19 protein-coding genes and 2 pseudogenes are annotated in these 22,320 nt (G+C 46.9%); 5 read left to right on the forward strand and 16 right to left on the reverse strand.

Annotated features, from left to right (window positions below; genetic code table 11):
- Positions 1–13: 13 nt before the first annotated feature.
- The 10 genes and pseudogenes from EAO38_RS03590 to EAO38_RS03630 form a co-directional block, all read right to left on the reverse strand.
- Positions 14–379, reverse strand: coding sequence for a hypothetical protein (locus EAO38_RS03590; RefSeq protein ID WP_121021195.1), 366 nt, complete (start codon positions 377–379; stop codon positions 14–16).
- A gap of 56 nt (positions 380–435) precedes the next feature.
- Positions 436–1,547, reverse strand: a pseudogene (locus EAO38_RS03595) (hypothetical protein).
- 170 nt (positions 1,548–1,717) lie between these two features.
- Positions 1,718–2,257, reverse strand: a complete 540-nt coding sequence (gene bioV, locus EAO38_RS03600) for a pimelyl-ACP methyl ester esterase BioV (protein WP_121021197.1) — start codon at positions 2,255–2,257, stop codon at positions 1,718–1,720.
- Positions 2,257–3,684 (reverse strand): AAA family ATPase, encoded by a 1,428-nt coding sequence (locus EAO38_RS03605; protein ID WP_235852497.1) that lies wholly within the window; start codon positions 3,682–3,684, stop codon positions 2,257–2,259. The genes bioV and EAO38_RS03605 overlap by 1 nt, the downstream gene beginning before the upstream one ends.
- Positions 3,618–3,914, reverse strand: coding sequence for a hypothetical protein (locus tag EAO38_RS09505; RefSeq protein ID WP_235852498.1), 297 nt, complete (start codon positions 3,912–3,914; stop codon positions 3,618–3,620). The genes EAO38_RS03605 and EAO38_RS09505 overlap by 67 nt, the downstream gene beginning before the upstream one ends.
- A complete protein-coding gene (mtaB, locus tag EAO38_RS03610) occupies positions 3,901–5,148 on the reverse strand; it encodes a tRNA (N(6)-L-threonylcarbamoyladenosine(37)-C(2))-methylthiotransferase MtaB (protein ID WP_121021199.1) in 1,248 nt (415 codons plus the stop codon). The genes EAO38_RS09505 and mtaB overlap by 14 nt, the downstream gene beginning before the upstream one ends.
- The gene (locus EAO38_RS03615) at positions 5,126–6,736 is read right to left on the reverse strand and encodes a mechanosensitive ion channel domain-containing protein (RefSeq protein WP_121021201.1); all 1,611 of its coding nucleotides are present in this window, start codon (positions 6,734–6,736) and stop codon (positions 5,126–5,128) included. The genes mtaB and EAO38_RS03615 overlap by 23 nt, the downstream gene beginning before the upstream one ends.
- Entirely contained in the window at positions 6,733–8,235 is a 1,503-nt protein-coding gene (locus EAO38_RS03620) for a mechanosensitive ion channel domain-containing protein (protein ID WP_121021203.1), read from the reverse strand. Before EAO38_RS03620 ends, EAO38_RS03615 begins: the two co-directional genes overlap by 4 nt.
- Positions 8,226–9,254, reverse strand: coding sequence for a 3-dehydroquinate synthase (gene aroB, locus EAO38_RS03625; protein ID WP_121021205.1), 1,029 nt, complete (start codon positions 9,252–9,254; stop codon positions 8,226–8,228). The genes EAO38_RS03620 and aroB overlap by 10 nt, the downstream gene beginning before the upstream one ends.
- A complete protein-coding gene (locus EAO38_RS03630; RefSeq protein WP_121021207.1) occupies positions 9,251–10,669 on the reverse strand; it encodes a COG3400 family protein in 1,419 nt (472 codons plus the stop codon). Before EAO38_RS03630 ends, aroB begins: the two co-directional genes overlap by 4 nt.
- Positions 10,670–10,720: 51 nt before the next feature.
- Between EAO38_RS03630 and tgt the strand changes: the two genes are divergently transcribed.
- Positions 10,721–11,824 (forward strand): tRNA guanosine(34) transglycosylase Tgt, encoded by a 1,104-nt coding sequence (tgt, locus tag EAO38_RS03635; RefSeq protein ID WP_121021256.1) that lies wholly within the window; start codon positions 10,721–10,723, stop codon positions 11,822–11,824.
- Here the strand turns inward: tgt and ftsZ are convergent.
- Genes ftsZ through EAO38_RS03650 form a run of 4 tightly spaced genes read right to left on the reverse strand, consistent with a single transcriptional unit; the run spans position 11,821 to position 15,819 of the window.
- A complete protein-coding gene (gene ftsZ / locus EAO38_RS03640) occupies positions 11,821–12,960 on the reverse strand; it encodes a cell division protein FtsZ (protein WP_121021209.1) in 1,140 nt (379 codons plus the stop codon). The genes tgt and ftsZ overlap by 4 nt on opposite strands.
- Before the next feature lie 10 nt (positions 12,961–12,970).
- Positions 12,971–13,990 carry a cell division protein FtsA gene (gene ftsA, locus EAO38_RS03645; RefSeq protein ID WP_235852499.1) on the reverse strand — a complete coding sequence of 340 codons (1,020 nt, stop codon included), beginning with the start codon at positions 13,988–13,990 and terminating at the stop codon, positions 12,971–12,973.
- The gene (locus tag EAO38_RS09140) at positions 13,987–14,355 is read right to left on the reverse strand and encodes a cell division protein FtsA (RefSeq protein WP_235852500.1); all 369 of its coding nucleotides are present in this window, start codon (positions 14,353–14,355) and stop codon (positions 13,987–13,989) included. The genes ftsA and EAO38_RS09140 overlap by 4 nt, the downstream gene beginning before the upstream one ends.
- A 3-nt stretch (positions 14,356–14,358) precedes the next feature.
- Positions 14,359–15,819, reverse strand: a complete 1,461-nt coding sequence (locus EAO38_RS03650) for a peptidylprolyl isomerase (protein ID WP_121021211.1) — start codon at positions 15,817–15,819, stop codon at positions 14,359–14,361.
- Positions 15,820–15,932: 113 nt separating this feature from the next.
- On the opposite strand from EAO38_RS03650, the gene EAO38_RS03655 reads away from it, so the two are divergent.
- Positions 15,933–17,225 (forward strand): adenosylmethionine--8-amino-7-oxononanoate transaminase, encoded by a 1,293-nt coding sequence (locus tag EAO38_RS03655; protein WP_121021213.1) that lies wholly within the window; start codon positions 15,933–15,935, stop codon positions 17,223–17,225.
- A 1-nt stretch (position 17,226) separates the two neighbouring features.
- On the opposite strand, the gene EAO38_RS03660 is transcribed toward EAO38_RS03655, so the two are convergent.
- Complete coding sequence (locus EAO38_RS03660) at positions 17,227–18,573, reverse strand: alpha-keto acid decarboxylase family protein (RefSeq protein WP_407927414.1); 1,347 nt, start codon at positions 18,571–18,573, stop codon at positions 17,227–17,229.
- A 36-nt stretch (positions 18,574–18,609) separates the two neighbouring features.
- A pseudogene (locus EAO38_RS09145) lies at positions 18,610–18,869 on the reverse strand (thiamine pyrophosphate-binding protein); the annotation flags it as partial.
- A gap of 169 nt (positions 18,870–19,038) precedes the next feature.
- On the opposite strand from EAO38_RS09145, the gene pyrH reads away from it, so the two are divergent.
- Genes pyrH through EAO38_RS03675 form a run of 3 tightly spaced genes read left to right on the forward strand, consistent with a single transcriptional unit; the run spans position 19,039 to position 22,318 of the window.
- Positions 19,039–19,764 (forward strand): UMP kinase, encoded by a 726-nt coding sequence (gene pyrH / locus EAO38_RS03665; RefSeq protein WP_121021215.1) that lies wholly within the window; start codon positions 19,039–19,041, stop codon positions 19,762–19,764.
- A gap of 24 nt (positions 19,765–19,788) precedes the next feature.
- Positions 19,789–20,004, forward strand: a complete 216-nt coding sequence (locus tag EAO38_RS03670; protein WP_121021217.1) for a DNA-directed RNA polymerase subunit omega — start codon at positions 19,789–19,791, stop codon at positions 20,002–20,004.
- The gene (locus tag EAO38_RS03675) at positions 19,979–22,318 is read left to right on the forward strand and encodes a RelA/SpoT family protein (protein ID WP_121021220.1); all 2,340 of its coding nucleotides are present in this window, start codon (positions 19,979–19,981) and stop codon (positions 22,316–22,318) included. Before EAO38_RS03670 ends, EAO38_RS03675 begins: the two co-directional genes overlap by 26 nt.
- The last annotated feature ends 2 nt before the right edge of the window (positions 22,319–22,320 follow it).

A 22,320-nucleotide genomic window follows, 5' to 3' on the forward strand; every position in this document is an offset into this window, starting at 1 on the left:
AAGCCAACAAGGCTTAGATGACCACATCTAGTACATGGGGTTCTAAAAAGCCCTCTAATTCCTGAGTGTTCTCTAGGGCGCGTTCTAAAGCGTGATCGCTGTAATAGTGCCCGTGGTAACAATGGCGTTTATCACCCAAACAACGCGGGTCGGGCTGTTGGTGGGGTGGGGGGTTGTGCTGTTGGGGGGGGTTTTCATCCTTGTCGCGATGGATGGCCTTATTCTTTTCTAAAGCGCGGGTTTCTTGCACTGCTTGCAAGCGCTCTAAGAACTCCTTGTGGTTTTCATTATCCAGTTTGGGCAGGGCATTTTGATACACAATAGAGCCAAAGGGGGCATTCTGATTGACATGGGTAACATTGCCGGTAACATAGGACATGCACGCCTCCTTGCTTTAGCTCTAAATCGGCGTTAAACCCCTCCTATTGATAGAGATTATCGGTGTACCTTGCGTAAGATGAAATTGAGTAGATCGTAGCTATCTAGTGCCACAGTGAAATAGACTTGGTAGGAATCTTGGGTGGTGGTGTAATCACTCATCAAGTTATAGACAAATTGGGTACGGATTTTGGCAAAGGAACTCCTAAACTCATAATAAATGTCTAGACGATTATAAAGGGGAGCTTGGAAAAAGGGTACCCCACGATAAATAGGGGTGGGGCAATAGTCCTTAGAACAGATGAGATTCACCTTAGCGTATCTGCTGTAGTAGAAATCCTCACCATGCTTGCTAGCAAAGAAAAGATCGCTCACCCCAAAACCTTTGAATTGGACATGGCTTTCCACAAATAACCCCGTGCTGATTCTGAAAGGCTCGGCGATACCAATGCGGCGCAGGCGTTCCAAATTGCCCAACACACCCACAGAGAAGTTCAATGCTTCCATGAAGGGGGCACTATTGAGCAGGTCGCTTTTGACATAGGCTTGGTAATAGAGTCGATCTAACAAATAGATCGAACCATGGCGGATGCCTTTAATGGGGCGGGCCAATTGAGTAAAAACTGATCTTCGACATGGAAATACTCCGCATTGGCCCCGATTTTCAAAAAGTCTTTAAAACTAGAGAATTCGCTAGCCCCCATGAAACTGAAGCGATCCATGCCATTGCCCAGCGCATTGCGCCCATATTTACAGGTATAACAATTGCCCCCAAACCAATCCAGTAGAAACTCTGCTTCTATGTGGGTGTCTTGATAGGGATTGGCAGGGGGTTTGTACTGCAAGGCAAACCCGCGCGCATTCGGATCGGAGAACCAATAATAGGGCGCAAAGACATTTAGGGGATAATGCCCAATAAGGTATTTTCTAGGGAAAATGCCCCCATAGAAATTAAAGGACTTGGCGCGCGCTTGGTAATAGACCGTAGGGCCCCATTTGCTAGGGAAGTTCATCTGATAGGTATGGATATTTTGGAACAAGAACGCTCCGACCATGATTTTCTGCTCCACACGCCCCAAATCAAAGGCAAACCCGACTTCAGGGGTCAAACGCGTGCTTAAAGTGGTGTTAGTGTTGGGCCAATAGGTGGTCGAACCCTCGTGATCCATGATGAAGAGATTGAAGCCCAAATCATAGCGCATGTAATCCTTAAAACCCTTCCCATAGGACAGCACGGCCATACATAACAACAATACAGCCCTTCGTAACATTCTTTCCCTTTTCAGTCGATCGAGCTCTGCATTATAATATAAATCGCAGAAGTTGATCCCAGCTGCCACTATAAGAGCAAGTGATTAGCCCCCTTAAAGCACCACACACAGCCATAGTTTTTAAAAAAGCTCCTCAGAGCTTGCGCGTCCATGATCGCATCTTCTAACCCAATGAACACTTCTAAACGCACTCCCTTAGCGCATAAAAATTCTAGCTTTTCAGGGGCGTAGGCGTAGTTGAGCAAGATTTGCAAATCTTGCAAGCTGCCCAAATGCGTGAAACGCGCCAAACTGGGGTCTTGTTGCAAGAGCGCGCTCCAACCAATTTTTTCAAAGAACGCGCGCATGTAGGCGTGTGGGTCTTGTTGGTAGGCTTTGAGTTGCAAGTTTTTAAAGGCTTGGCTCTTGTGGGCAAGCATGCAAGGGGCGATCAACATCAAGTTTTGTACCCGTCTGCCCTGCTTTACTTGATGATAGGCAAATTCTAGCGCGCGCGTAGCCCCATAGCTAAAGCCAGCCACATCGTAACGCGTGCCCTTTTCTAAGAGCCATGCAAAAAGCCAGTCTTCATTAGAAAAGCCAAAACCGCTAAAGTATGTACCCACCATCACACAAACGAGTGTAAAATCTCTTGAATTTGGGGCTTACTAAGCTTTTCTTTTTCTAGCAAGATTTTCGCCATCGCCTGCACCTGCATTTTAGAATTGCTCAAAAATTCTTTTTGTTCTTTATACAACGCGCCTAATAACGCCTCCATGTCCGCGCGATCCCCAATGAATTTACGCCCCATCGCATATTCTTCACACATGCGCTTGGCGATTTCAAAGGCGTGTTTGAGGTCTTCTTTGGCTAAGGTGTAATGCTCTTGAAAGAACAATTCTAAGATGATCATCCCGCTTAAATACACCTTGATACTATTGTTCATCTCGCTTTGGCTACGCACCTTTTGATCGCTAGCGATCAGAAAATCCCCCATCAACAAGACTTTATCAAACTCCACTTCTAGCCAATACGCGCTGAGCGCCTTCGCGCTTTGGTAGAGCGCATAGAGATTTTTTTCTTGTTCGCTTAAGGCGACATGTTTTTTCTTGCCAAAGGCGATTTTATCCTTGACTTCTAAAATATCGCGCATGCTAATGGTGTTGTGGTTGTGGCGCAAGGCATTCAGCGCGCTTTCATTGACCAAAGAGGAGAGCATCGCCCCGCTAAAGCCCACACAAATACGCGCCACCTCTAGGCAATCTAGGCTGTGTTGCTTGTCTTTCAAGTACGACTCTAAAATCTGGGTGCGCTCCTCTAGATCGGGCAGGGAGATAAAGATACGCCGATCAAAACGCCCACTTCTGAGCAAGGCTTCATCGATCACATCAATTTTATTAGTCGCCCCGATCACAATCACCTGTGCGCTCTCCTCAAAGCCATCCATTTCGGTTAAAAGCTGGTTGAGTGTGGCTTCTCGTTCGTCATTGCGTTGGTGTCCACGCGCCTTGCCCACCGCATCGATCTCATCAATGAAGACAATCGAGGGGCTAAAAGCCTTCGCCTTGGCAAAAAGTTCGCGCACCCTCTTAGCCCCCACGCCTACATAGATTTGTACAAACGCGCTCCCACTATGGTAAAAAAAGGGCACTTTGGCTTCAGAGGCTAGGGCTTTGGCAATCATCGTCTTGCCCACTCCTGGAGGTCCCACTAAGAGCACCCCCTTGGGCAATTTGATTTTTAAATCTTGGTATTTTTTGGGGTTTTTGAGATAATCTACGATCTCATAGAGCTCTTCTTTAACCTCTTTAGTGCCCGCGACATCTTCAAAGCGCACACTGGGCAAGGTGGCGTGCAAAGAGGGCATGGGCGGGCTTTGGGCTTTTAAAACGCTGTCATAACTGGTTTGCAGGGGGAGGTTTTTGCGTGTCCAGGCAAAGCGCAAAATCAACGCCAATAAAATGAGAAAAAAGAAAATGATCACCATGTCTAAGAGTTGCTGGGTCGTGTTCTCCTCCTTGAGAATCTCAATAGGGATATTGCTAGGGAATTGCAAGCTCTCTTTCCAACCCACCCGCGCGTCTTGTAGATTTTGAAATTCACTTTCAAGTAGATGTAATTGTCATCCATTTGAATACTCTGGATTTTATCAGAATGCAAGAGGGCGTTAAAATCCTTGATACTCACCAGTTTTACTTGATCTCTTAAGAATAAAAACGCCACCACAATCGCCCCCACCAGCACCCCCAACGCCCCGATCACAACCTTTTTATTAAAGCGCCGCATAACTTCTTTCTCTTTGCACTTGGTAATTTTCTAAGCGCACCCATTGGGCACGCAAATCGCGCGGCGCGCTAATCACCACGGGGTTAAAATACTGATCGCTCCCATGATAATACCCATCTTTGTAACTCTCCACCAACACCTCTAGGGGGGTGTTCTGGGCGCGCATGCGAAAAGCGTGGTTCTTCTCTTGCACGCATGCGCTAATCGTTCTTAAGCGCTGCTTGGCAACATCTCCGCGTACGCGCGCACCCATTGTACTAGAGAGCGTACCCGCGCGCGCGCTGTAGATAAAGGGGTGCAGATGGGTTAGGGGCAAAGCTTTAAAATTTTGCAACGCCTCTTGCCAAAGGCTTTCACTCTCATAAGGATGTCCTACAATAAAATCTGTCCCCAGTGCAAAACCCTTGAGTGCGATCTTTTCTAGGAGTTGGCGATCGCTGTGCGTGCGGTTACGCCGCCGCATGCGCTTTAACATGCTGTCATGGCTGTGTTGCAGGGCGATGTGTAAATGGCGCTCTAAAATGGGGTGATCGAGCAATTCTAAAAACTCGGCATCAATTTGGCTAGGCTCTAAACTCCCGATGCGCACGCGCTTAATCCCCTCAAGGCGTGCGATGTTTTTAATGAGGCGCGCGATGTTGCTCCCTGTCTCCTTGCCATAGCTCCCTACATTCGTGCCTGTGAGCACAATCTCTAACACCCCGTTTTGGGCTAGGACTTGGCATTGTGTTAAGATCTGACTCTCTGGCAAGCTTCTAGATTTACCCCGTACCAAAGGGATCACACAATAGCTACATTTGAAATCACAGCCCTCTTGAATCTTGACAAAGGCGCGCGTTTTGCCCACAAAGAGAGGCACAATGCTAGAATCGACATGCGCCAAGCTATCGGCGTGAAAAAAGCCCTCTTTGGCGTGCAATAGGGTGTTGATTTGCTCTTTAGCATCGTGCCCAAAGACTCCAAAAGCATGCCCGCTTTCAAAGAGTTTTAAACCCTGAGAATTAGACCCACACCCGGTAAAATACACCTTTTTGCCCAAAGCACTCATCTTTCTAGCATAGGCGCGCGCGCTATAATCGGCATCATTGGTGACTGTGCAAGAGTTGAGCACGATGATATCGGCTTGATCCTCTTTGCAGGTGTGCTCAAAATCTTTGAGGTGTGCCAACATCACTTGGGTGTCAAAGAGATTAGTGCGGCAACCAAAGGTTTTAAAGTAAACTTTCTGTTTCATGTTTCTTCCTGAGCTCATAGTCTTTATTGCCAAACCCATCACCCACATCGCGCACGAGCTTGGTTGTGTTGTAGGCCACAAAAATATCGGGTTCTTGTAAGAGCGCTTCTATAATGTCGCTAGAGATCTTAGATTTGAGCGCGAGGGTGGCATAAGAATTGGTCTGATACCACACACTGATTTGAATCCCATCTTTCTCCAAAGACATGAAAACCCTAGGGCTGACACTGGTGTTGCGCAAGGAATACTTGGTGCGCATTTTACCTAGCTGTTTATAGGTCATCTCGGTATACTGTTTGGCGTGGATGTTAACAGTGTTGAAAGCAATATCCATCGCCTTTTTGTAATTAGAATCAAAGGTAATGTGAAACGTGATCCCATCCCAAACGCTTCTCATGCCAAAGTGGCTATAATTGGCGATGAGGCTAGTAAAGATGTAATTATTAGGTACAAAGACAATGCGCCCCGCGCGGCAATGATTCTCTTTATAGGCTAGAGGGGTTACATCTTCAAAGATGGTAATATAGAGCATGGAAATGTCGAGTACATCGCCCACATAAGTATTGCCATCCTTAGAGACTTTTATACGATCCCCCACATGCACATTACCCCCTACCATAATTGTCAGCCAACCTAGTAAGCTCATAAAGAGATCGCGCATCGCAATGGCTAACCCTGCACTAGCAAAGCCTAGCACCGTGACTAAGTAGGAAACATTTTCTAGGTAGGCAAATAGAAAAATCAAAATGACAATATTGGCGTTGATGAAGTTAATTGCCTTGTTGATGGTGTAGGCGCGCTCATTGCTTTGTACATACTTATGACTGATGACTTTTAAAATCCATGCTAAGATAATACTCACTAAAGCGATCAACACCACATACAAGAGTTTAAAAAGTTGGGCTTTAATTTGGGTTTGGATATTAGCATCCACTTCTTCAATGTCTTTAGCATAGAGATCCATGCTGGTTGTTAAGAGTTTTTGCGCCCCTTGCAACTCGATCTTTTTGATTTGTTCTTGATAGAGTTTCTTAGCCGTATTGTTATCATCTTGCAGGGCTTGTAAACGGGTGAGCAGACTCACTTCTTCTTCCAAAAAGCCCAAAGCTTCCATTAAAAGCTTTTTATTGCGCCTCATGGTGGCGTATCTAGCCTTGATGTTTTTCACAAAGGAAATCCCGCTGATGATGGCGACAGGATTGCTAATAGTGGGGATATCGCCAATCTGGGGCTTTTCTACCAATTCTTTAAAAGGGTTACCCTTGTACTGCTCTAAGAGTTCTTCTTGGTGTTTAAGGGCTTGCAAAGTGTGTTTTAGCGCGCTAATCTGTAGGGCATTGCCATCTTTCCTATGTTTGAGGATCTTAAGTTGGCCTTGGATACTTTGAATTTCTGCGTAGATCTGCTCGTAACTCTCCGTATTGTTGAATTTCTTCAACCAAATATTGTTGCCATTGTCTAAGTGTTTTTCTAAGCGCGTTAATTCCATCAACAATTGCGCGCGTCCATCCTGGCCGGGCATGCTAGAATCCTGCGCCCCGGACAACACCCCCCATAGCAAGAAACAACACAGCCACCACCTTCTCATGGGGCAGACTTAGGAGTGATAAAAATGTCTTCTGCCTGCTCAAAAGCTTTGAGGATTTCTAAGGCGATGGTGGAGTGTAACCCCAAAGTATCATAGGCACTCACCAAGTAAGAAACATACAAGCGCATGCCCTCTTTTTCGGGCATGAGGGCGATTTTAGGTTCAGAATCCAAGGCGCGCAGGGCGTATTTAGCGCGCAACTTGCCCAGCTGTGTGCGGGTGGCTTGGCTATAGGGTTTAGAGTGGGTGGTGGCAATCTCTAGGGCGATCTCTATGGCGCGCTGATAATTAGAGCCAAAGGGCAATAAGAAGTCTAGACTATCCCACACCGCGCTCAAACCCAAATGGGTGTAGTTGGAGAAGAGTCCGGTAAAGATATAATTATTGGGGATGAAAATAATGCGCCCCGCGCGCCCGTTATTCTTGGTGTAGGTGGTGAGAGTCACCTCTTCTAAAATGGTGATATTGAGCATGGAGATGTCTAGCACATCGCCCACATAGGTATTCCCATCTTTAGAAATTTTGACGCGATCCCCCACATGCACGCTCCCCTTGATCAAGATAGACAACCACCCCAGCGCGCTCATGAACACATCGCGCATGGCGATGGCAAACCCCGCGCTAGCAAAACCTAAAAAGGTGATCAAATAAGAGACATTTTCTAAATAGGCAAACAAAAAGATCAAGACAATCACATTGGCGTTGATGAAGTTGATCGCCTTGTTGATGGTGTAGGCGCGCTCATCGCCCACTAAGTATTTATGGCTTAGGTGCTTGAGCGACCATGCTAACAACACGCTTCCTAACGCGGCCAAGACCACCCAAAATAATTTGAAAAGCTGATCTTTGATCTGGGCTTGGATGCGCGCGCGCATGGCTTGCACATCTTTAGCGTAACTTTCTAGACTCGCGTCCAAGAGACTTTGTGCGCTTTGGAACTCCAAGATTTTAACCTGTTCTTGGGAGATCTGCGCGCCAAGCTGGGGCCCAGGGCTTAGAGTGTTGAGCTGTTCTAGGAGGGCGTATTTTTCTTGAATAAGGTGTAAGGCGCGCTTTAAACTCTCTAAATTGGTTTGCATGCTTTTATAGCGTGCCTGTAGGCTTTTGAGAAAAGAAAGCCCCCCGATGATGGCAAAGGGGTTAGTGATGGTGGGGATGTTGAGGATGGGGGGCTTTTCTACCAATTCCTTAAAGGGGGGGCTTTTATAGGATTGCAAAAGCTTTTGTTGGTGCTGGAGACTTTGCAGGCTGTGTTCTAACGCGCTTGTTTTTAAGCCATGTTCCCCCTTGCTTTTGAGCGTTTTGAGTTGTTGTTGGAGGTGCTGGATTTGTGCAGAGAGTTTTTGATAAGATTCAAAATTTTTAAATTGTTGGATCCATAAATTGGGTTCGAGCTGTTTGTCCAAACTCTCTAACTGGGCTTTGAGCGCGCTAGGCTCTGGTTGCGCACTCAAGAGCGCGCACAGCATGCCCAATGCCATTAAAATTTTCAAGCCCATGTGCCAAGCACCTCATACACCACGCTTTGGGGCACACCATCCACGATGTTAAAACTCCCAATGCCGGTGGGCAAAATGAAACGCACACCGGTGCTATTTTTCTTATCCTGCTGCATGGTGGCGTAGAAATTTGCCATGTTTTTAATTTTGTAGGGCAAATCCAAACCATAGGCATGCAATAATGCCTCCATGCGCGCATGGCTTTTTTCATCTAACAAGCCTAATTTCATGGCGAGCGCATTAGCCATACGCATACCCACTCCCACGGCTTCCCCGTGCAATAACTCCGTGTAATGCCCCTCTTTTTCAATGGCATGCGCGAAAGTGTGCCCATAGTTGAGCGCCATGCGTGCCCCACTCTCTCTCTCATCGGCTTGTACCACCCTAGCTTTGATTTGCACACTTTTAAAGATCGCCTCTTCTAAGTGCGCCTCTATGGGGTGGGTGTGTAGCCATTCAAAATAGGGCGCGTCCAAACAGATTGCCTTTTTGATCATCTCTGCGACACCTGCCCTAAACTCGCGTTGGGGCAAGGTTTTTAGAAAATGCGGATCAATATAAACGGCTTTGGGGGGGTGAAACGCCCCAATGAGATTTTTCCCATGCGCGTTGTTAATGCCCGTCTTGCCTCCCACACTCGCATCCACTTGGGCTAAAAGTGTGGTGGGGATATTGTAAAAATCGATCCCGCGTTTATAAATCGCGCTCGCAAAGCCCACCATATCGCTCACCACCCCGCCCCCTAAAGCCACCATTACATCCGTGCGATTCAAGTGTGCCTCAAAGGCGCTCTCTAAAATGCCCTCTAGGGTTTGCCATGTTTTAAAGGATTCGCCCATAGGGACTAAATGCGTTGCGATCTCTGCAGCCTGCACATGCCCTAACAAAGAGCTCAAATATAATTCTCCCACTTTTGTATCACTCACAATGAGTGCTTTACAAGGGAGTGCGATGGGAGGTAGACCCCCTACATGCACTCTATAAGCCCCCTGCCCCGTTTGGATGTCTAGGTACATCATTCCACCACCGGGATAAAGAGCTGGGGATGCATATCGCTTAAAAAGGCGATCTTTTCTACTTTGGTAGAAAAGGCCCAAAAAAGTTGGCTCTGGGTGATACAGGATTCAAAGGGCAAGAATTGCATGATGGGTGTCTCCAGCTTTCTTAAAAATAAAATGGGGTTTTTCATAGAGGTACGGATGATCTTGATCTTGCGGCTGTAAATATGGGAGAGGTGTTTGTAGTTGTCAATGACTTCTACCTTGTAACGCTTATCCGGGTCAAAGTCGTATAATAGCATGTCTAAGCTCATTTGTGCGCAAATATCAAACATCACCGAAGAGATGTCTTCGCTCTGTTGCATGCTCTCATTGAGCACCACCATGCCCTTTTTGATCTCTGCCAAGCCATGGGCATTGGTCTTAAAAATAGGGGTGGCGATCTCAAAAAGCGCCTTTCTGTGCTCTTGATGCCCAAAGATTTCCTGCCCCACCACCACCAGACCGATTTTTTTCTGGCTATCCGTATAGAGTTTTTTCATAAAGGGCATGCCGCTAAAATCTAGCACGACATGGATATCTGGCTTTTCTATCATGCGGATTGACTCGATCATCCCCACTTTAGGATTGAGAACACACACATACAGCGCGAGACTCTTGAGATTTTCATGCAAAAAAAGGGCTTGTTGGAGATCGCGATTCAAAGCTTTGGGGCTTTGTAGGCGCATGTCTATATAAAGATAAATATCGCGTCCAAAGGGAGCGGGGAATTGCCCCACATTGCTTTTGACCTGCAAGTACACATTATTAAGCACTTCTGGATTACCCGCCACTAACAACTGATCGCGAGGTAAAATGATCGTAGAGGGGTGGCTTAAAAAGAATTTATTTTTACGATAAATTCCCACGATTTTGTAATCTTTTTGGCGCAACGCCCCGACATGGCGATAAGCAAAGACGCTTCCATAGGGTACGCCAATCTCCATCACCTCCCCCTGCTCTAACCCAAAGCCTTGGGGCACATTGGGCACATTGGGAATCTTGGTGATGCATTTGTTAGCTAAGATCTGGGTGTTGTCAATGATGAGCAGTCTGTCGTCCTTGACTCCCCCCCACATGTCCGCATGGGGTAAATTTACCAACAAACGCACATCCTTATTACGCTGCCTGATGATCTCATAGATCGCCTGTTGTTCTTGGGCATTATCCAACATAATGAAGACATCGCTGACCTTCGTGTCTAAAACAGTGTGGAGTCTGTAAGCAGAAGTGGGGTCAAAAACATGCGCTTCAAAGGTGCTAGGCAGAGTGCTAGGAAGACAGGAAGCGTCTTTGGTGATCACAAGATAGAAATTATTACTAAAGTATTGGGTGGCCACTGCTTCTAGGAATTTTTTAGCAACAGCACCCTCTAAAATCAACGCAACTCGTTTCAAGCACTTCCTAGTGTTTTTGGCTATTATATAGCAAAAAAGTTAAGACACATGATTCCTCTTTGTTTGGATGCTCAAGACGGGCATGCGCGCGCCTTGAGCATGGAGCTTGTCCATGGGTGCGTGCAAACCCCTATCTTTATGCCTGTAGGCACGCAGGGCAGTGTTAAGAGTCTTGATACCCAAGACCTCTATGGGCTCAAAGCTCCCATTATTTTGGCCAATACCTACCACCTCTATTTGCGCCCCTCGCACACACGCATCGCCAAGTTGGGCGGTTTGCATGGTTTTAGCGGATTTAAAGGGAATTTTCTAACCGATAGTGGGGGCTTTCAAGCCTTTTCTTTGCGCCACAATACCAAAGAACACGATCAGGGCATCGTGTTTAAATCCCATATTGATGGAAGTTCCCACCTTTTTACCCCCGCTAAGGTGCTGGACATCCAATACGCTCTCAATAGCGATATTTGCATGGTTTTAGACGATTTGGTAGGCTTGCCCGCCTCCTATGAGCGCCTTTTGCAAGCCGTGCAAAAAACCACAGCTTGGGCACAAAAGAGCTTAGAGCACCACCGCCAACACGCCAGCCCTAATCACCATATCTTTGCCATTGTGCAGGGGGGTACGCATTTAGCCTTGCGCACCCAAAGCGCGTTAGAACTTAGCGCGTTGGATTTTGATGGGTTTGCCATTGGCGGGTTGGCTGTGGGTGAGAGCGCGTTAGAAATGTATGAGACTATCGCGCACACCGCCCCCCTCCTACCCCCCCATAAACCCCGATACCTCATGGGAGTGGGCACGCCTCAAGACTTGTTAGAAGCCATTGATTTGGGTGTGGACATGTTTGATTGTGTCATGCCCACGCGTAACGCAAGAAATGGCACACTCTTTAGCATGCAGGGCAAGATCGCCATTAAAAACACGCGCCACAAGGACAGCGACATGCCCCTAGATTCTAGTTGTACATGCCACACCTGCGCGCATTACTCTAGGGCATACCTGCATCATCTTTTTAAGGCTAGGGAGTTGAGTTATTTTCGTTTGGCGAGTTTGCACAATCTACATTTTTACTTGGAATTAATGCGCGGGGCTAGGGAGGCCATTTTAACACAGAACTATGCAAGCTACAAAGCCTGCATGCTAGAGAGATTAGGCTAGTCCTTTTGGTTGCGCAAGAAAGCGGGCTTGTCTAAATCGATGCCTTGAAAGGTCTCTCCACTGCTCACCAACTTGATATTTTCTAGAGCACTTTTAGAAAGGCTAAAGGAGGGTTCGGATTTGAGCTCTTCTTTGGGAGGGGCGGGTTTTTCAAACCCGGTCGCCACGATGGTAACCTTGACATGATCGGTAGGGGTGTTGGTGGAAGTGCATTTACCAAAGATAATATCGGCATCCTCATCGGCCATTGACTCGACAATGCTCACAGAATTGGTGATTTCTAAGAGGGGGTAATCTGGGTGGCATTCAAAATTGATCAAAACCCCCATCGCACCATTGATAGAGACATTGTCAAATAAGGGCGAAGCGATGGCGTTCTCTACGGCCACTGTGGCGGCATTAACCCCCGTTGCCTCCCCAATGCCCATTAGAGCTAACCCACGGTGATTCATCACGGTTTTAAGGTCGGCAAAATCCACATTAATATCATTTTCGCCATAATTGATAATCATCCCTGAGATACCATTCACCGCCTTAGCCAGTATGTTATCCACCTCTTTAAAGCTATCCTTCATACCCATGCTCTTATCCACGTAACCAATGAGTTTTTCATTGGGGATCACCACAATCGAATCGCTTACCGCCTTGAGCTCCTGCAAGCCTTCTTCGGCGATCTTAGTGCGTTTGCGCCCCTCAAAGCTAAAGGGCTTGGTTACCACAGAGACGGTCAACGCCCCCGCGTCTTTGGCGATCTGGGCGATCACGGGGGCTGCCCCCGTGCCCGTCCCTCCACCTAGACCGGCCGAAATAAAGACAATATCTGCCCCCGCGACCATTTCTTTAATGACTTCTACGCACTCTTGAGCGGCTTGCTTGCCAATCTCTGGCTTCATGCCCGCCCCCCTGCCTCCGGTGATCTTCTCCCCCAAACGGATTTTATTCTTGGCATTAGACGACTTGAGTGCCTGCCCGTCTGTGTTGGCAACAATGAGTGTGATGTCCTTATAAGTGCCCGTGGCAATCAAATGGGCGATCATATTAGACCCTCCACCCCCCACGCCGATCACGACAATCTTTGCCCCATTGGTTTCAAAGACTTCTTCTATTTCTACGCCCGCTTCATTCAATACCGCCACCCATTGTCCTTTAAAATAACTTCGATCCCCACTCTTTGATCTGCTCAAAAAAGCCCGCTTTCTTAGGCGTGTTATAGGGGTATATTATATCCTTTTTCCGCTCTTTTTCGCCCTCTTTGAGGGGCTCACTGCTGTGCTTGAGATTGGTCAAATCCGTTTCAATATAGTTGCGCTCGGGCGCATAAGTGAAAGCAGGCTGGGCATTATGCCGACTTTCTTTATAGCGAATGGTCTTTTCAGAATCTTTTTCGTAATTGGTATGCCCCCCTGCGCCATAAAGAATCAAGCCGATCGCCACCGCATAGGTGGAGTCCTTGAGTTCCTCAAACAACCCGCTGATTTCTATAGGTTTGGCGATCCTTACGGGCATGTTGCCAAAGATTGCCCCAGCTACATGGGCTATGCCCTGCATGTGGGTCATCCCCCCGGTGAGCACCACCCCCCGCCCTAAACTATCCTTAAGCTTGCTGCTAATGAGCGCGTTATTGAGCAAGTTGAAAACTTCCAACACGCGGGTACTGATGATTTCATGTACAAATTTGAGCGGGAAGCGGTTTTTCTTGTTTTCAACACCCACAGCAGGTACTTCGATCTCTTGATCGCTCTCTTCAGCGAGCAAATTCCCGTATTCGCGCTTGACATATTCGGCTGCCCCTAGGGGCGTGTGCAAACCAATGGCTAGATCGTCTCTAATATGCTCAGATCCCACCGGCACATAGCCATTAAAGCGCATGGAATTGCCCTCATAGACCATGATATTGCAAGTACTCCCCCCAATGTCAATACAAGCCACGCCCAAGGTTTTTTCATCTTCGCTCAATACCGCAATAGAGGCCGCGTAAGCCCCCAAGACAATGTTTTCAATCTTGACCCCAGCAATTTGGATCACACGGCGTAGATTCTCCAAGCTGCTATGTTGCACCGTAACAATGTGGGTAAAGACCTCTAGCCTTGAGCCACTCATCCCCATGGGGTCTTCAATATTGTCTTGATTGTCTAACTTGAATTGATAGGGCAGAATGTGGATCACTTCATGCCGGCCGGGATAGAGGCGTTGTGCAAAGCGGTGTCTAAAGCGCGGTTGATCTCTTTGAGGGTGATCTCATTATTGGGCACATTGATAATTCCTGAACTATTCACGCTTTGGGTATAGGCCCCTGAGATAGAAACAATTGCCTTTTCTACAAAATCCAAACCGGCCATGCGTTTAGCGTCTTCAATGGCTTTTTTGACAATCTCGCCCGCTTGGGAGATATTGCTAATGCTCCCCTTGCGTACTCCCTCAGATTTTTGCGTGCTCGCCCCGATGATCTGGGGTGTCCCCTCTTTGAGCTCGGCGATGATGGCACAAATCTTGCTGGAACCAATATCCACGCCCAGAACGATCGGATTCACAGCCTACTCCTGTAAATTCTTTGCATAGATCACAACCGGATACTTGCTCTTGAGCATGCCCACTAATGCCTGATCAAAATCCTGCGCTTTAAAATTACTGGCCATCTCCTCTAAATAGGGCCTGTTTTGCAGGGCGTGTTGGAAATCCTGTTTGTAGATTCGATACAAGACTGCTTTGTCTTCTAAGACAAGAAACCCCCTAGCGTTGGGGCGTTTAAAAATGTAGGTGATGAGTTCTTTAGCCTGCTTGGGGTCTAACTCTTGAATGCTGCCTTGAAATTCGGGCGAAATCGCGCCGATGTCATCGCCCTTAAAATCCTTGAGCTCTTTGCGCGCCTGCGCTTGAAGCCATGCCCGCTGTTCTTGCTTGGTGAGCGCGTCCAATACGGCATCACGCGCTTGTGCAAAACTCTTAAGCATGTCGCTAGATTTTTTAACCAGTTTGAGTACCAAGTAGCCCTCTTGGTATGCTAGGGGTTTGAGCACCTCCCCGGGGCGCATTTTGGCAATTTGGGCGTTAATCTCCTCGCTATAGGGAAGATCGCTAAAGGTTTGTTCTTTGGGGGTGAGCTTGCCTTTTTTAAGAGCTAAATATTGCTCCAAAGCGCGCTCTTTGGCTTGGGCTTGCAAATAGTCATGGGCAACCTTTGACTTGGCATGCTCAAAGTCCTCTAGCTTGCCATCTGCACCCATGTAGTTGCCTTTGTGGGCCTTGTAGTGTTTGTGCAATGTCTCTAGATTAGGCATGTCGCTACTAGGTTCTATTTTCAGCACGGCTAGGGTGTAGCTAGGCGGCAATTTGTAAGCACTCTTGTGCTGGTTATAGTAAGTTTTGAGCGCGCTTTCTTCAATTTTGAGGGGTGCGTCTTTGGCATGCAAGATTTTGATGAAGGCGCGATCCTGTAGTTGCAAGGGATAGGCAAAAGCATTTTTCTCTAAGGGTGTGGTGGCTTTAGGAAACAGCGCAGAGATCTTTTGCAAGAGTAGGGCATTCTTGATATTCTCTTCAAACGCGCTGGGGCGGTAGTGGTTTTGTTGCAAGAGTTGTTTGTACAAAGCCTCATCAAAGTGCCCATCTTTTTGAAACATCTTGCTCTTTTGGATTTCTGCGATGATTTCGGCGTTGCTCACCCCCAAGCCCACATCTAGGGCAAGGTTTTTCAAGTAGGCTTGGTTGATCAACATGCGCAACGCGCTTTTTTCTAAACCCATCGCCTGAATTTGCTTGGCATCTAGGTCTTTAAAATTGGGGATGGACTGGCTATAAGCGTCCACAAGGCGTTTGTACTCCATCTCTAACTCTTCTTGGGTGATGAGCACCTGCCCCACCTTAGCCACACTGCCCCCTCCTAATGAAAAGCTATACTGCCCCCAGCCAATCATCCCGGCTGCAATGAAAGCGATGGTGCTGATCCAAATGGTAACAACTAGGTATTTCTTATGCTTTTGCATCCAGGTGATCACGAAAGCCCCGCGCTTAAGATTTCTATGCTAAAGGGCTATTTTAGTGAAAGCTGACTAAAATTTGCTTTAAGATTTGGTTTTTTGGCAAAAATGACGATCTACAGAGATTTTAAATGCACGCAAACACCCCCTATCACGACTTAGACATGCGCTATATTTGGCATCCCTGTAGCCAAATGCACGATCACGAACAACTCCCCCTAGTGCCCATCCAACGCGCCCAAGGGGTCTATCTTTACGATTTTGAGAATCATGCCTACATCGATGCGATTAGCAGTTGGTGGGTGAATCTCTTGGGGCATAACCACCCTCATATCACCCAACAACTCAAAGCCCAAGCAGACACCCTAGAACATGTTTTGCTGGCCGGTTTCACTCACCCCCAAATTATCCGCCTCTCAGAACGGCTTTGTGTTTTAAGCGGGTTTGAGAAATGCTTTTATGCAGACAATGGCTCGTCATGCATAGAAGTCGCCTTGAAAATGAGTTATCATAGCCACCTGCTTCAAGGCGCGCACAAGCCCAAATTCTTGTCCTTGAGCAATAGCTACCATGGCGAAACTTTGGGCGCGCTTTCCATTAGCCATGTGGGACTCTATAAGGACACCTACAAACCCTTATTTTTAGAGCATTTGAGTACCCCCGTGCCCAAAGACGATACAGACATCCCCCAAGCCCTGCGCGCGCTAGAAGAGATTCTAGACACGCACCAAAATAGCCTCAGTGCCTTTATTTTAGAACCCCTAATCCAGTGTGCAGGGGGGATGCATTTTTACAGCCCAGAGTATGTACGCCAAGCTAGCCAAATGTGCCAAGAGCGCGGGGTGCATGTGATCTTTGATGAAATTGCCGTGGGCTTTGGGCGCACGGGGACTCTCTTTGCCTTTGAACAATGCGGAGTCAAACCCGATTTTTTATGTCTTTCTAAGGGCATTAGCGGGGGGTACCTGCCTCTAGCGGTTGTGCTCACTTCTAATCGCATTTACGATCAATTTTACGCGCCCTACACGCACCATAAAAATTTTCTCCATTCGCACAGCTACACGGGCAACGCTCTAGCCTGCGCTTGCGCCAACGCCACTTTAGATATTTTAGAGCAGGAGAAGATCCTAGAACACAACCGCATGTTAAGCGCGTACATGCAAATGTGTTTGCAGGATTGCTTAGGGGGGCTAAAGGGGGTGGCTAATTTGCGCGCGCTGGGGATGGTCTTTGCTTTTGAATTGGTGGGGTATGGGGGTGAGCAACGCCCAAGTTTAGCTATCTTTGCTAAAGCCATGCAAAAAGGGGTACTCTTGCGTCCCCTACACAACACGATTTATTGCATGCCTCCCTATTGTATTAATAAAGCACAGATCCAACACATCGCCCGCGTTCTAAGGGAAATCGTCCTAGAACTCACCTAGATCACGCATTGTTCTGCGCGCTAAAGAGCGCGCCTAGTTTTTTTAACAAAGCGGGCGCGTCATGTTTGTCCATAAACACTTCAATTAAGGCCAGTTTGGAGTCTTCTGTTCTAGAGATATCGAGAGCTTCTTGCAACGCAGACACGCTAGACACTTGAAAACTCAAGCACTCCCTAGCTAATTGCACATCAAAAACACTAGGCAATTTGGAGTAATGCCACATATTAATGTCATTGTATTGGCGTTGGGCTCCATGAATACAACGCTCCACGGTGTAGCCGTCATTGTTGATCACGATAATAATGGGCGTGATATTTTCTCTTAAAATGGTAGAGAGCTCTTGGACAACTAATTGCAAAGACCCATCGCCAATTAGAAGGATATTGCGCCGATCTCTATTGGCTAGCGCACTGCCCAGCAACGCCCCCAAAGTGTAGCCAATAGAGCCCCAAAGGGGTTGTCCTATGAAGCTCACCCCACTGGGCAAGGGAATAGAAAGCGCGCCAAAAAAAGAAGTCCCCTGTTCGGCGATCAGCACATCATCGGGGCGTAAATACCCTTGGATCACCTTGAAAAATTTATCTTGGGTGAGTTTGCCACTGAGATGGTTTTTTTTAGGTGGGGTGGTTTTGGGAAAATGGTAGGTAAATTTTAAATCAGCTAGGGCATTTAATACGTCTTGCATTAAAATATCGTTGTAAATTCTCTCCCCAATTTGGCTATAGAGCGGGTGAATCTCTATGGTTTGGTGGCCCTGCTTGCGGACATAATTAAAGCCCGCGGTCAACGAATCGGTGAGCTTGACCCCAATCATCAAAGCGCAATCTACCTGTTTCATCAACGCGCTGACTTTAGAATCGCTCAAAATCCCGCTATACACTCCCACAAAATTAGGGTGGGTTTCATCAAAAACCCCTTTGCCCATAGATAAAGAGACAAGGGGTAAATGGGTGATCTCGATAAATTTTTTGAGCTCTTGGTTGAGGTGGTAACGATTGACCTCATAGTCTGCCACCACGGCTTGGGATTTAGATTTTTGCAAACATTCTTTTACAGCGTCCACAAAGGTTTGTAAAATCTTACGATCGCTTTTGGGGGGCATGGGTGAACACAGAACGATTTCAATGGGGCTATGCACGACATCGGCAGGAATGCCAATATAAACGGGCTTTTTGTGCAGAAAACACGCTCTTAGCACCCGATCGATCTCTGAGGGGGCGTTTTGCTTGTCTAGGATTGTTTGGGCGACACTCACCTCCCTGTACATGTTATAAAATTTCAAAAACTCCCCATCGCCCAAAGTGTGGTGCACGAATTTGCGCTTATAAGCCACACTTCTAGAGGGCATGCCCACAATTTTTACCACGGGCACGCTCTCCGCATAAGAGCCTGCCACGCCATTGATCGCGCTGAGTTCCCCCACCCCAAAGGTCGTCAGCAATGCCCCCATAGGTTTTAAGCGCGCATACCCGTCAGCCGCGTAAGCGCGTTGAGTTCGTTACAATTGCCTACCCAACGCAAATGGGGGTCGTCTTCTACCAAGTCTAAAAAGGACAAATTGTAATCTCCGGGGACTCCAAAGAGGTGTTCTACCCCATAGTCTTTCAATTTGTCTAAGAGATATTGCCCGATTGTGCTTTGCATGTCTTTCCTTTATGTAGAGATAATGTAACTCTAATCTCATAAACCCAACAACGCCTTAAGCAATCCCTTTAACCAATTCTCTATGTGGTGTACAGAAACATTTTTACCTTGACACGACTTTTAAGCCTTTTTACTATAAAATGCGCCCTTTAATGATGTAAGGGAGTACATGCAACATAAAGGGCATAAGAATAGGCGCGTGTTGGTGAAATTTTCTGGGGAGGCCTTAGCCGGGGAAAGCCATTTTGGGATTGACATCCAAATTCTAAGCTATATCGCTAAAGAGATCAAAATGCTTGCTGAACATGGCATAGAGGTGGGGATTGTCATTGGCGGAGGCAATATTATCCGCGGGGTGAGCGCGGCTAAGGGAGGGGTTATTCGGCGCACCAGCGGGGATTACATGGGCATGTTAGCCACCGTGATCAACGCGGTAGCTATGCAAGAGGCACTAGAACATTTAGGCTTAGAAGTGCGCGTACAAAGCGCCATTGAGATTAAAGAAATTTGTGAAACTTACATCTACAGAAAGGCGATCCGCCATTTAGAAAAAGGGCGCGTGGTGATCTTTGGGGCGGGCACGGGCAACCCCTTTTTCACCACAGACACAGCCGCCACCTTGCGCGCCATTGAAATTGGGGCCGATGTGATTGTCAAAGCGACGAAGGTCGATGGGATTTACGACAAAGACCCTAACAAGTTTGAAGATGCTAAAAAGATTGACACCATGAGTTATAATGACGCGCTCATTGGCAATATTGAAGTGATGGACGATACGGCTATTTCGCTAGCCAAGGATAACAAACTCCCCATTGTGGTGTGCAATATGTTTAAAAAAGACAATCTCTTACAGGTGGTTAAACACAATCAAGGTGTGTTTTCTGTGGTAAAATAGGGAGAAATTCTAAAAAGGACATAATTGAGAACAGAAGAAATTGTTGCCCAAGCCTTGGTGAAGGTGGATAACGATCGCTACGTACTTTCCAACTTGATCTTCACACGTGTAAAGCAGCTGGGTGCTGGGGCAAAACCTTTGGTAGCGCTAGATGCCAAACACCACAAACTTACCGATATCGCGATCCTAGAAATCGCGCAAGGGAAAATCAGTCTTGAGTGCATTGACACAAGATACTAAGAAAAAAGTCTATGGGGATTTGCTGGAGATTCTAAGTGCGATCAAGGAGGTTTGTAGTCCAAGCGAGGCCACGCGCATTTTAGAAAATGTTACCCGAATCACCCCTAAGATCACGCAAGCCTTAGACGCCGCCTATCATTTTCACGAAGGACAGACCCGCAAAGGGGGAGGTCCCTACATCACCCATCCCATTTGTGTGGCCGCCATTGTGGGGTTTTGCGATGGCGATGAAGCGATGGTGTGTGCGGCTCTGTTGCACGATGTCGTGGAAGACACCCCTTGCAGTGTGGAGTATGTGGCGCGCGAATTTGGGAACGATGTGGCTAATTTGGTCGACGCGCTCACCAAGATCACGGAGATTAGAAAAGAGGAATTTCCTAAAGAAGCCCAAGATTCTAGACTATTGGCCTCAGCCCTGACCTTTAGGAAGATTTTAGTGAGCGCCATTAATGACCCGCGTGCTTTAGTGGTGAAGATCAGCGATCGCTTGCACAACATTCTAACCCTAGAAGCCCTGCCTCGAGATAAGCAAATCCGCATTTCTAAAGAGACGCTAGCGGTGTATGCGCCCATTGCGAGCCGTTTGGGCATGGCCTCCATTAAAAACGAGTTAGAAGACAAGAGCTTTTATTACATTTACCCGCAAGAGTACCAAGAGATTCGTTCCTATCTAGATGAAAACCAACAGTCTCTCTCGCTCAAACTCAATGGCTTTGCGGCCAAATTAGAGAAACTATTTTTTGAAGCAGGGTTTGCAGAGGGAGATTTTACCATCAGCACACGTATCAAACGCCCCTATTCTATTTACTTGAAAATGCAACGCAAGGGCGCGGTGAGCAAGGATGAGATTTTAGACTTAATGGCCGTGCGCGTCTTGGTTAAGAACCCCCTAGATTGTTATAGGATTTTGGGCATTGTGCATTTGCGCTTCAAACCCATTATTTCACGCTTTAAAGACTATGTCGCTTTACCTAAGGAGAATGGCTATCAAACTATTCACACTACGATTTTCGATCAATCCTCTATTTATGAAATCCAAGTGCGCACTTTTGAAATGCATATGGGGGCGGAGTATGGCAATTCGGCGCATTGGAAATACAAGGCGGGGGGGGCTGAACCAGACGCGCTCAAATGGCTGCACAACTTTAAATACCAAGGGCATGACTCCAAGTCCAACCCTAAAGAGTTTTACGCGCTGGTACAAAATGATCTCTATCGCGAGGACATCACGGTCTTTTCCCCTAATGGAGATACCTACACCTTGCCCGCAGGGGCGATTGTGTTGGACTTTGCCTACATGATCCATAGCGATTTGGGCGATCGGGCTAAAAAAGCCTTTGTGAACAATAAAAAAGCCACTCTTAATCAGGAACTCAGAAGTGGCGATGTGGTTAAAATTATCAAAGGTGAGCACTCCATCCCGCGTTACATTTGGATCGACCAACTCAAGACATCACGCGCTAAAAACCACCTCAAGCTCCAACGCAAGAATCAGATCAAAGAGATCGACGCTAAGAGCATGATCAATATTCTCTCTTGTATTTTTGAAGGCCCTATTTTTGCTCAAGACATCGAGCCCAAGGATTACGCCTTGTTTGAAAAGAAACTCGCGCAATATGGAGTGGAAAGTTCGCTGAGTGAAGCCAGCAAGAACATCGGAAGCTTGAAAAAATTGGTAGAAGAGATTCAAGAGAAAGTTAGGGAAACTCCTAAATACCAAAAGAAAAAGGTACAATACAACGAATTTGGATTTTTGATGAAGAATCTCTTGCAGTTTCGTTTGACAAACAAAATGCTCAACCTCATCAATCCTCATATTGGCTTAAAAAAGAGTTATTTGGAAAACTTTATCATCTACACAAATCCCTATGTACATGTCAAACAAGTGTTGTTTGATGATTGTTGCCACCCCAAATACGGCGATGAGATCGTAGCCATCATGCCCACTTACAAGGATCACAAGATCATTGTACACCACAAACTGTGTAAAGAGGTGGGCACAGAGATCGATCTAGGCCTGCCAATGGTCTTTGTGCAATGGAGCAAACGCAAAAGAGAAATTTATAAAGGGATATTCTATCTTGAGGATAAGAAAAGCGCGTTGGTGCGCCTGTTAGACTTTTTAGCTAAGAATGATTGTACAATCATGGGTGTGAATTATTTGTCGCATGGGGATAATTTCTCCTCGCATTGTGAGGTTTCCATTGAGTACAACGCTAGGGAAGCTAGCGTGCTTAAGGAAATTCTCTCCCAGAGATATCAAGAGAGACTTGTGAGTTTCTTGAGCGCTAAAGACGCTTACCAACAGGCCTAAAG

This window comes from Helicobacter vulpis (genome assembly GCF_003660395.1).
Lineage (GTDB): Bacteria > Campylobacterota > Campylobacteria > Campylobacterales > Helicobacteraceae > Helicobacter > Helicobacter vulpis.

What these genes read in the sequence shown, in the direction of transcription:
- EAO38_RS03590 (WP_121021195.1), bottom strand. Translation starts at nt 379, where the DNA reads ATGTCCTATGTTACCGGCAATGTTACCCATGTCAATCAGAATGCCCCC.
- mtaB (WP_121021199.1), bottom strand. Translation starts at nt 5,148, where the DNA reads ATGAAACAGAAAGTTTACTTTAAAACCTTTGGTTGCCGCACTAATCTC.
- bioV (WP_121021197.1), bottom strand. Translation starts at nt 2,257, where the DNA reads ATGGTGGGTACATACTTTAGCGGTTTTGGCTTTTCTAATGAAGACTGG.
- EAO38_RS09505 (WP_235852498.1), bottom strand. Translation starts at nt 3,914, where the DNA reads ATGCGGCGCTTTAATAAAAAGGTTGTGATCGGGGCGTTGGGGGTGCTG.
- EAO38_RS03655 (WP_121021213.1), top strand. Translation starts at nt 15,933, where the DNA reads ATGCACGCAAACACCCCCTATCACGACTTAGACATGCGCTATATTTGG.
- EAO38_RS03615 (WP_121021201.1), bottom strand. Translation starts at nt 6,736, where the DNA reads ATGAGAAGGTGGTGGCTGTGTTGTTTCTTGCTATGGGGGGTGTTGTCC.
- EAO38_RS03620 (WP_121021203.1), bottom strand. Translation starts at nt 8,235, where the DNA reads ATGGGCTTGAAAATTTTAATGGCATTGGGCATGCTGTGCGCGCTCTTG.
- pyrH (WP_121021215.1), top strand. Translation starts at nt 19,039, where the DNA reads ATGCAACATAAAGGGCATAAGAATAGGCGCGTGTTGGTGAAATTTTCT.
- EAO38_RS03660 (WP_407927414.1), bottom strand. Translation starts at nt 18,573, where the DNA reads ATGCCCTCTAGAAGTGTGGCTTATAAGCGCAAATTCGTGCACCACACT.
- aroB (WP_121021205.1), bottom strand. Translation starts at nt 9,254, where the DNA reads ATGATGTACCTAGACATCCAAACGGGGCAGGGGGCTTATAGAGTGCAT.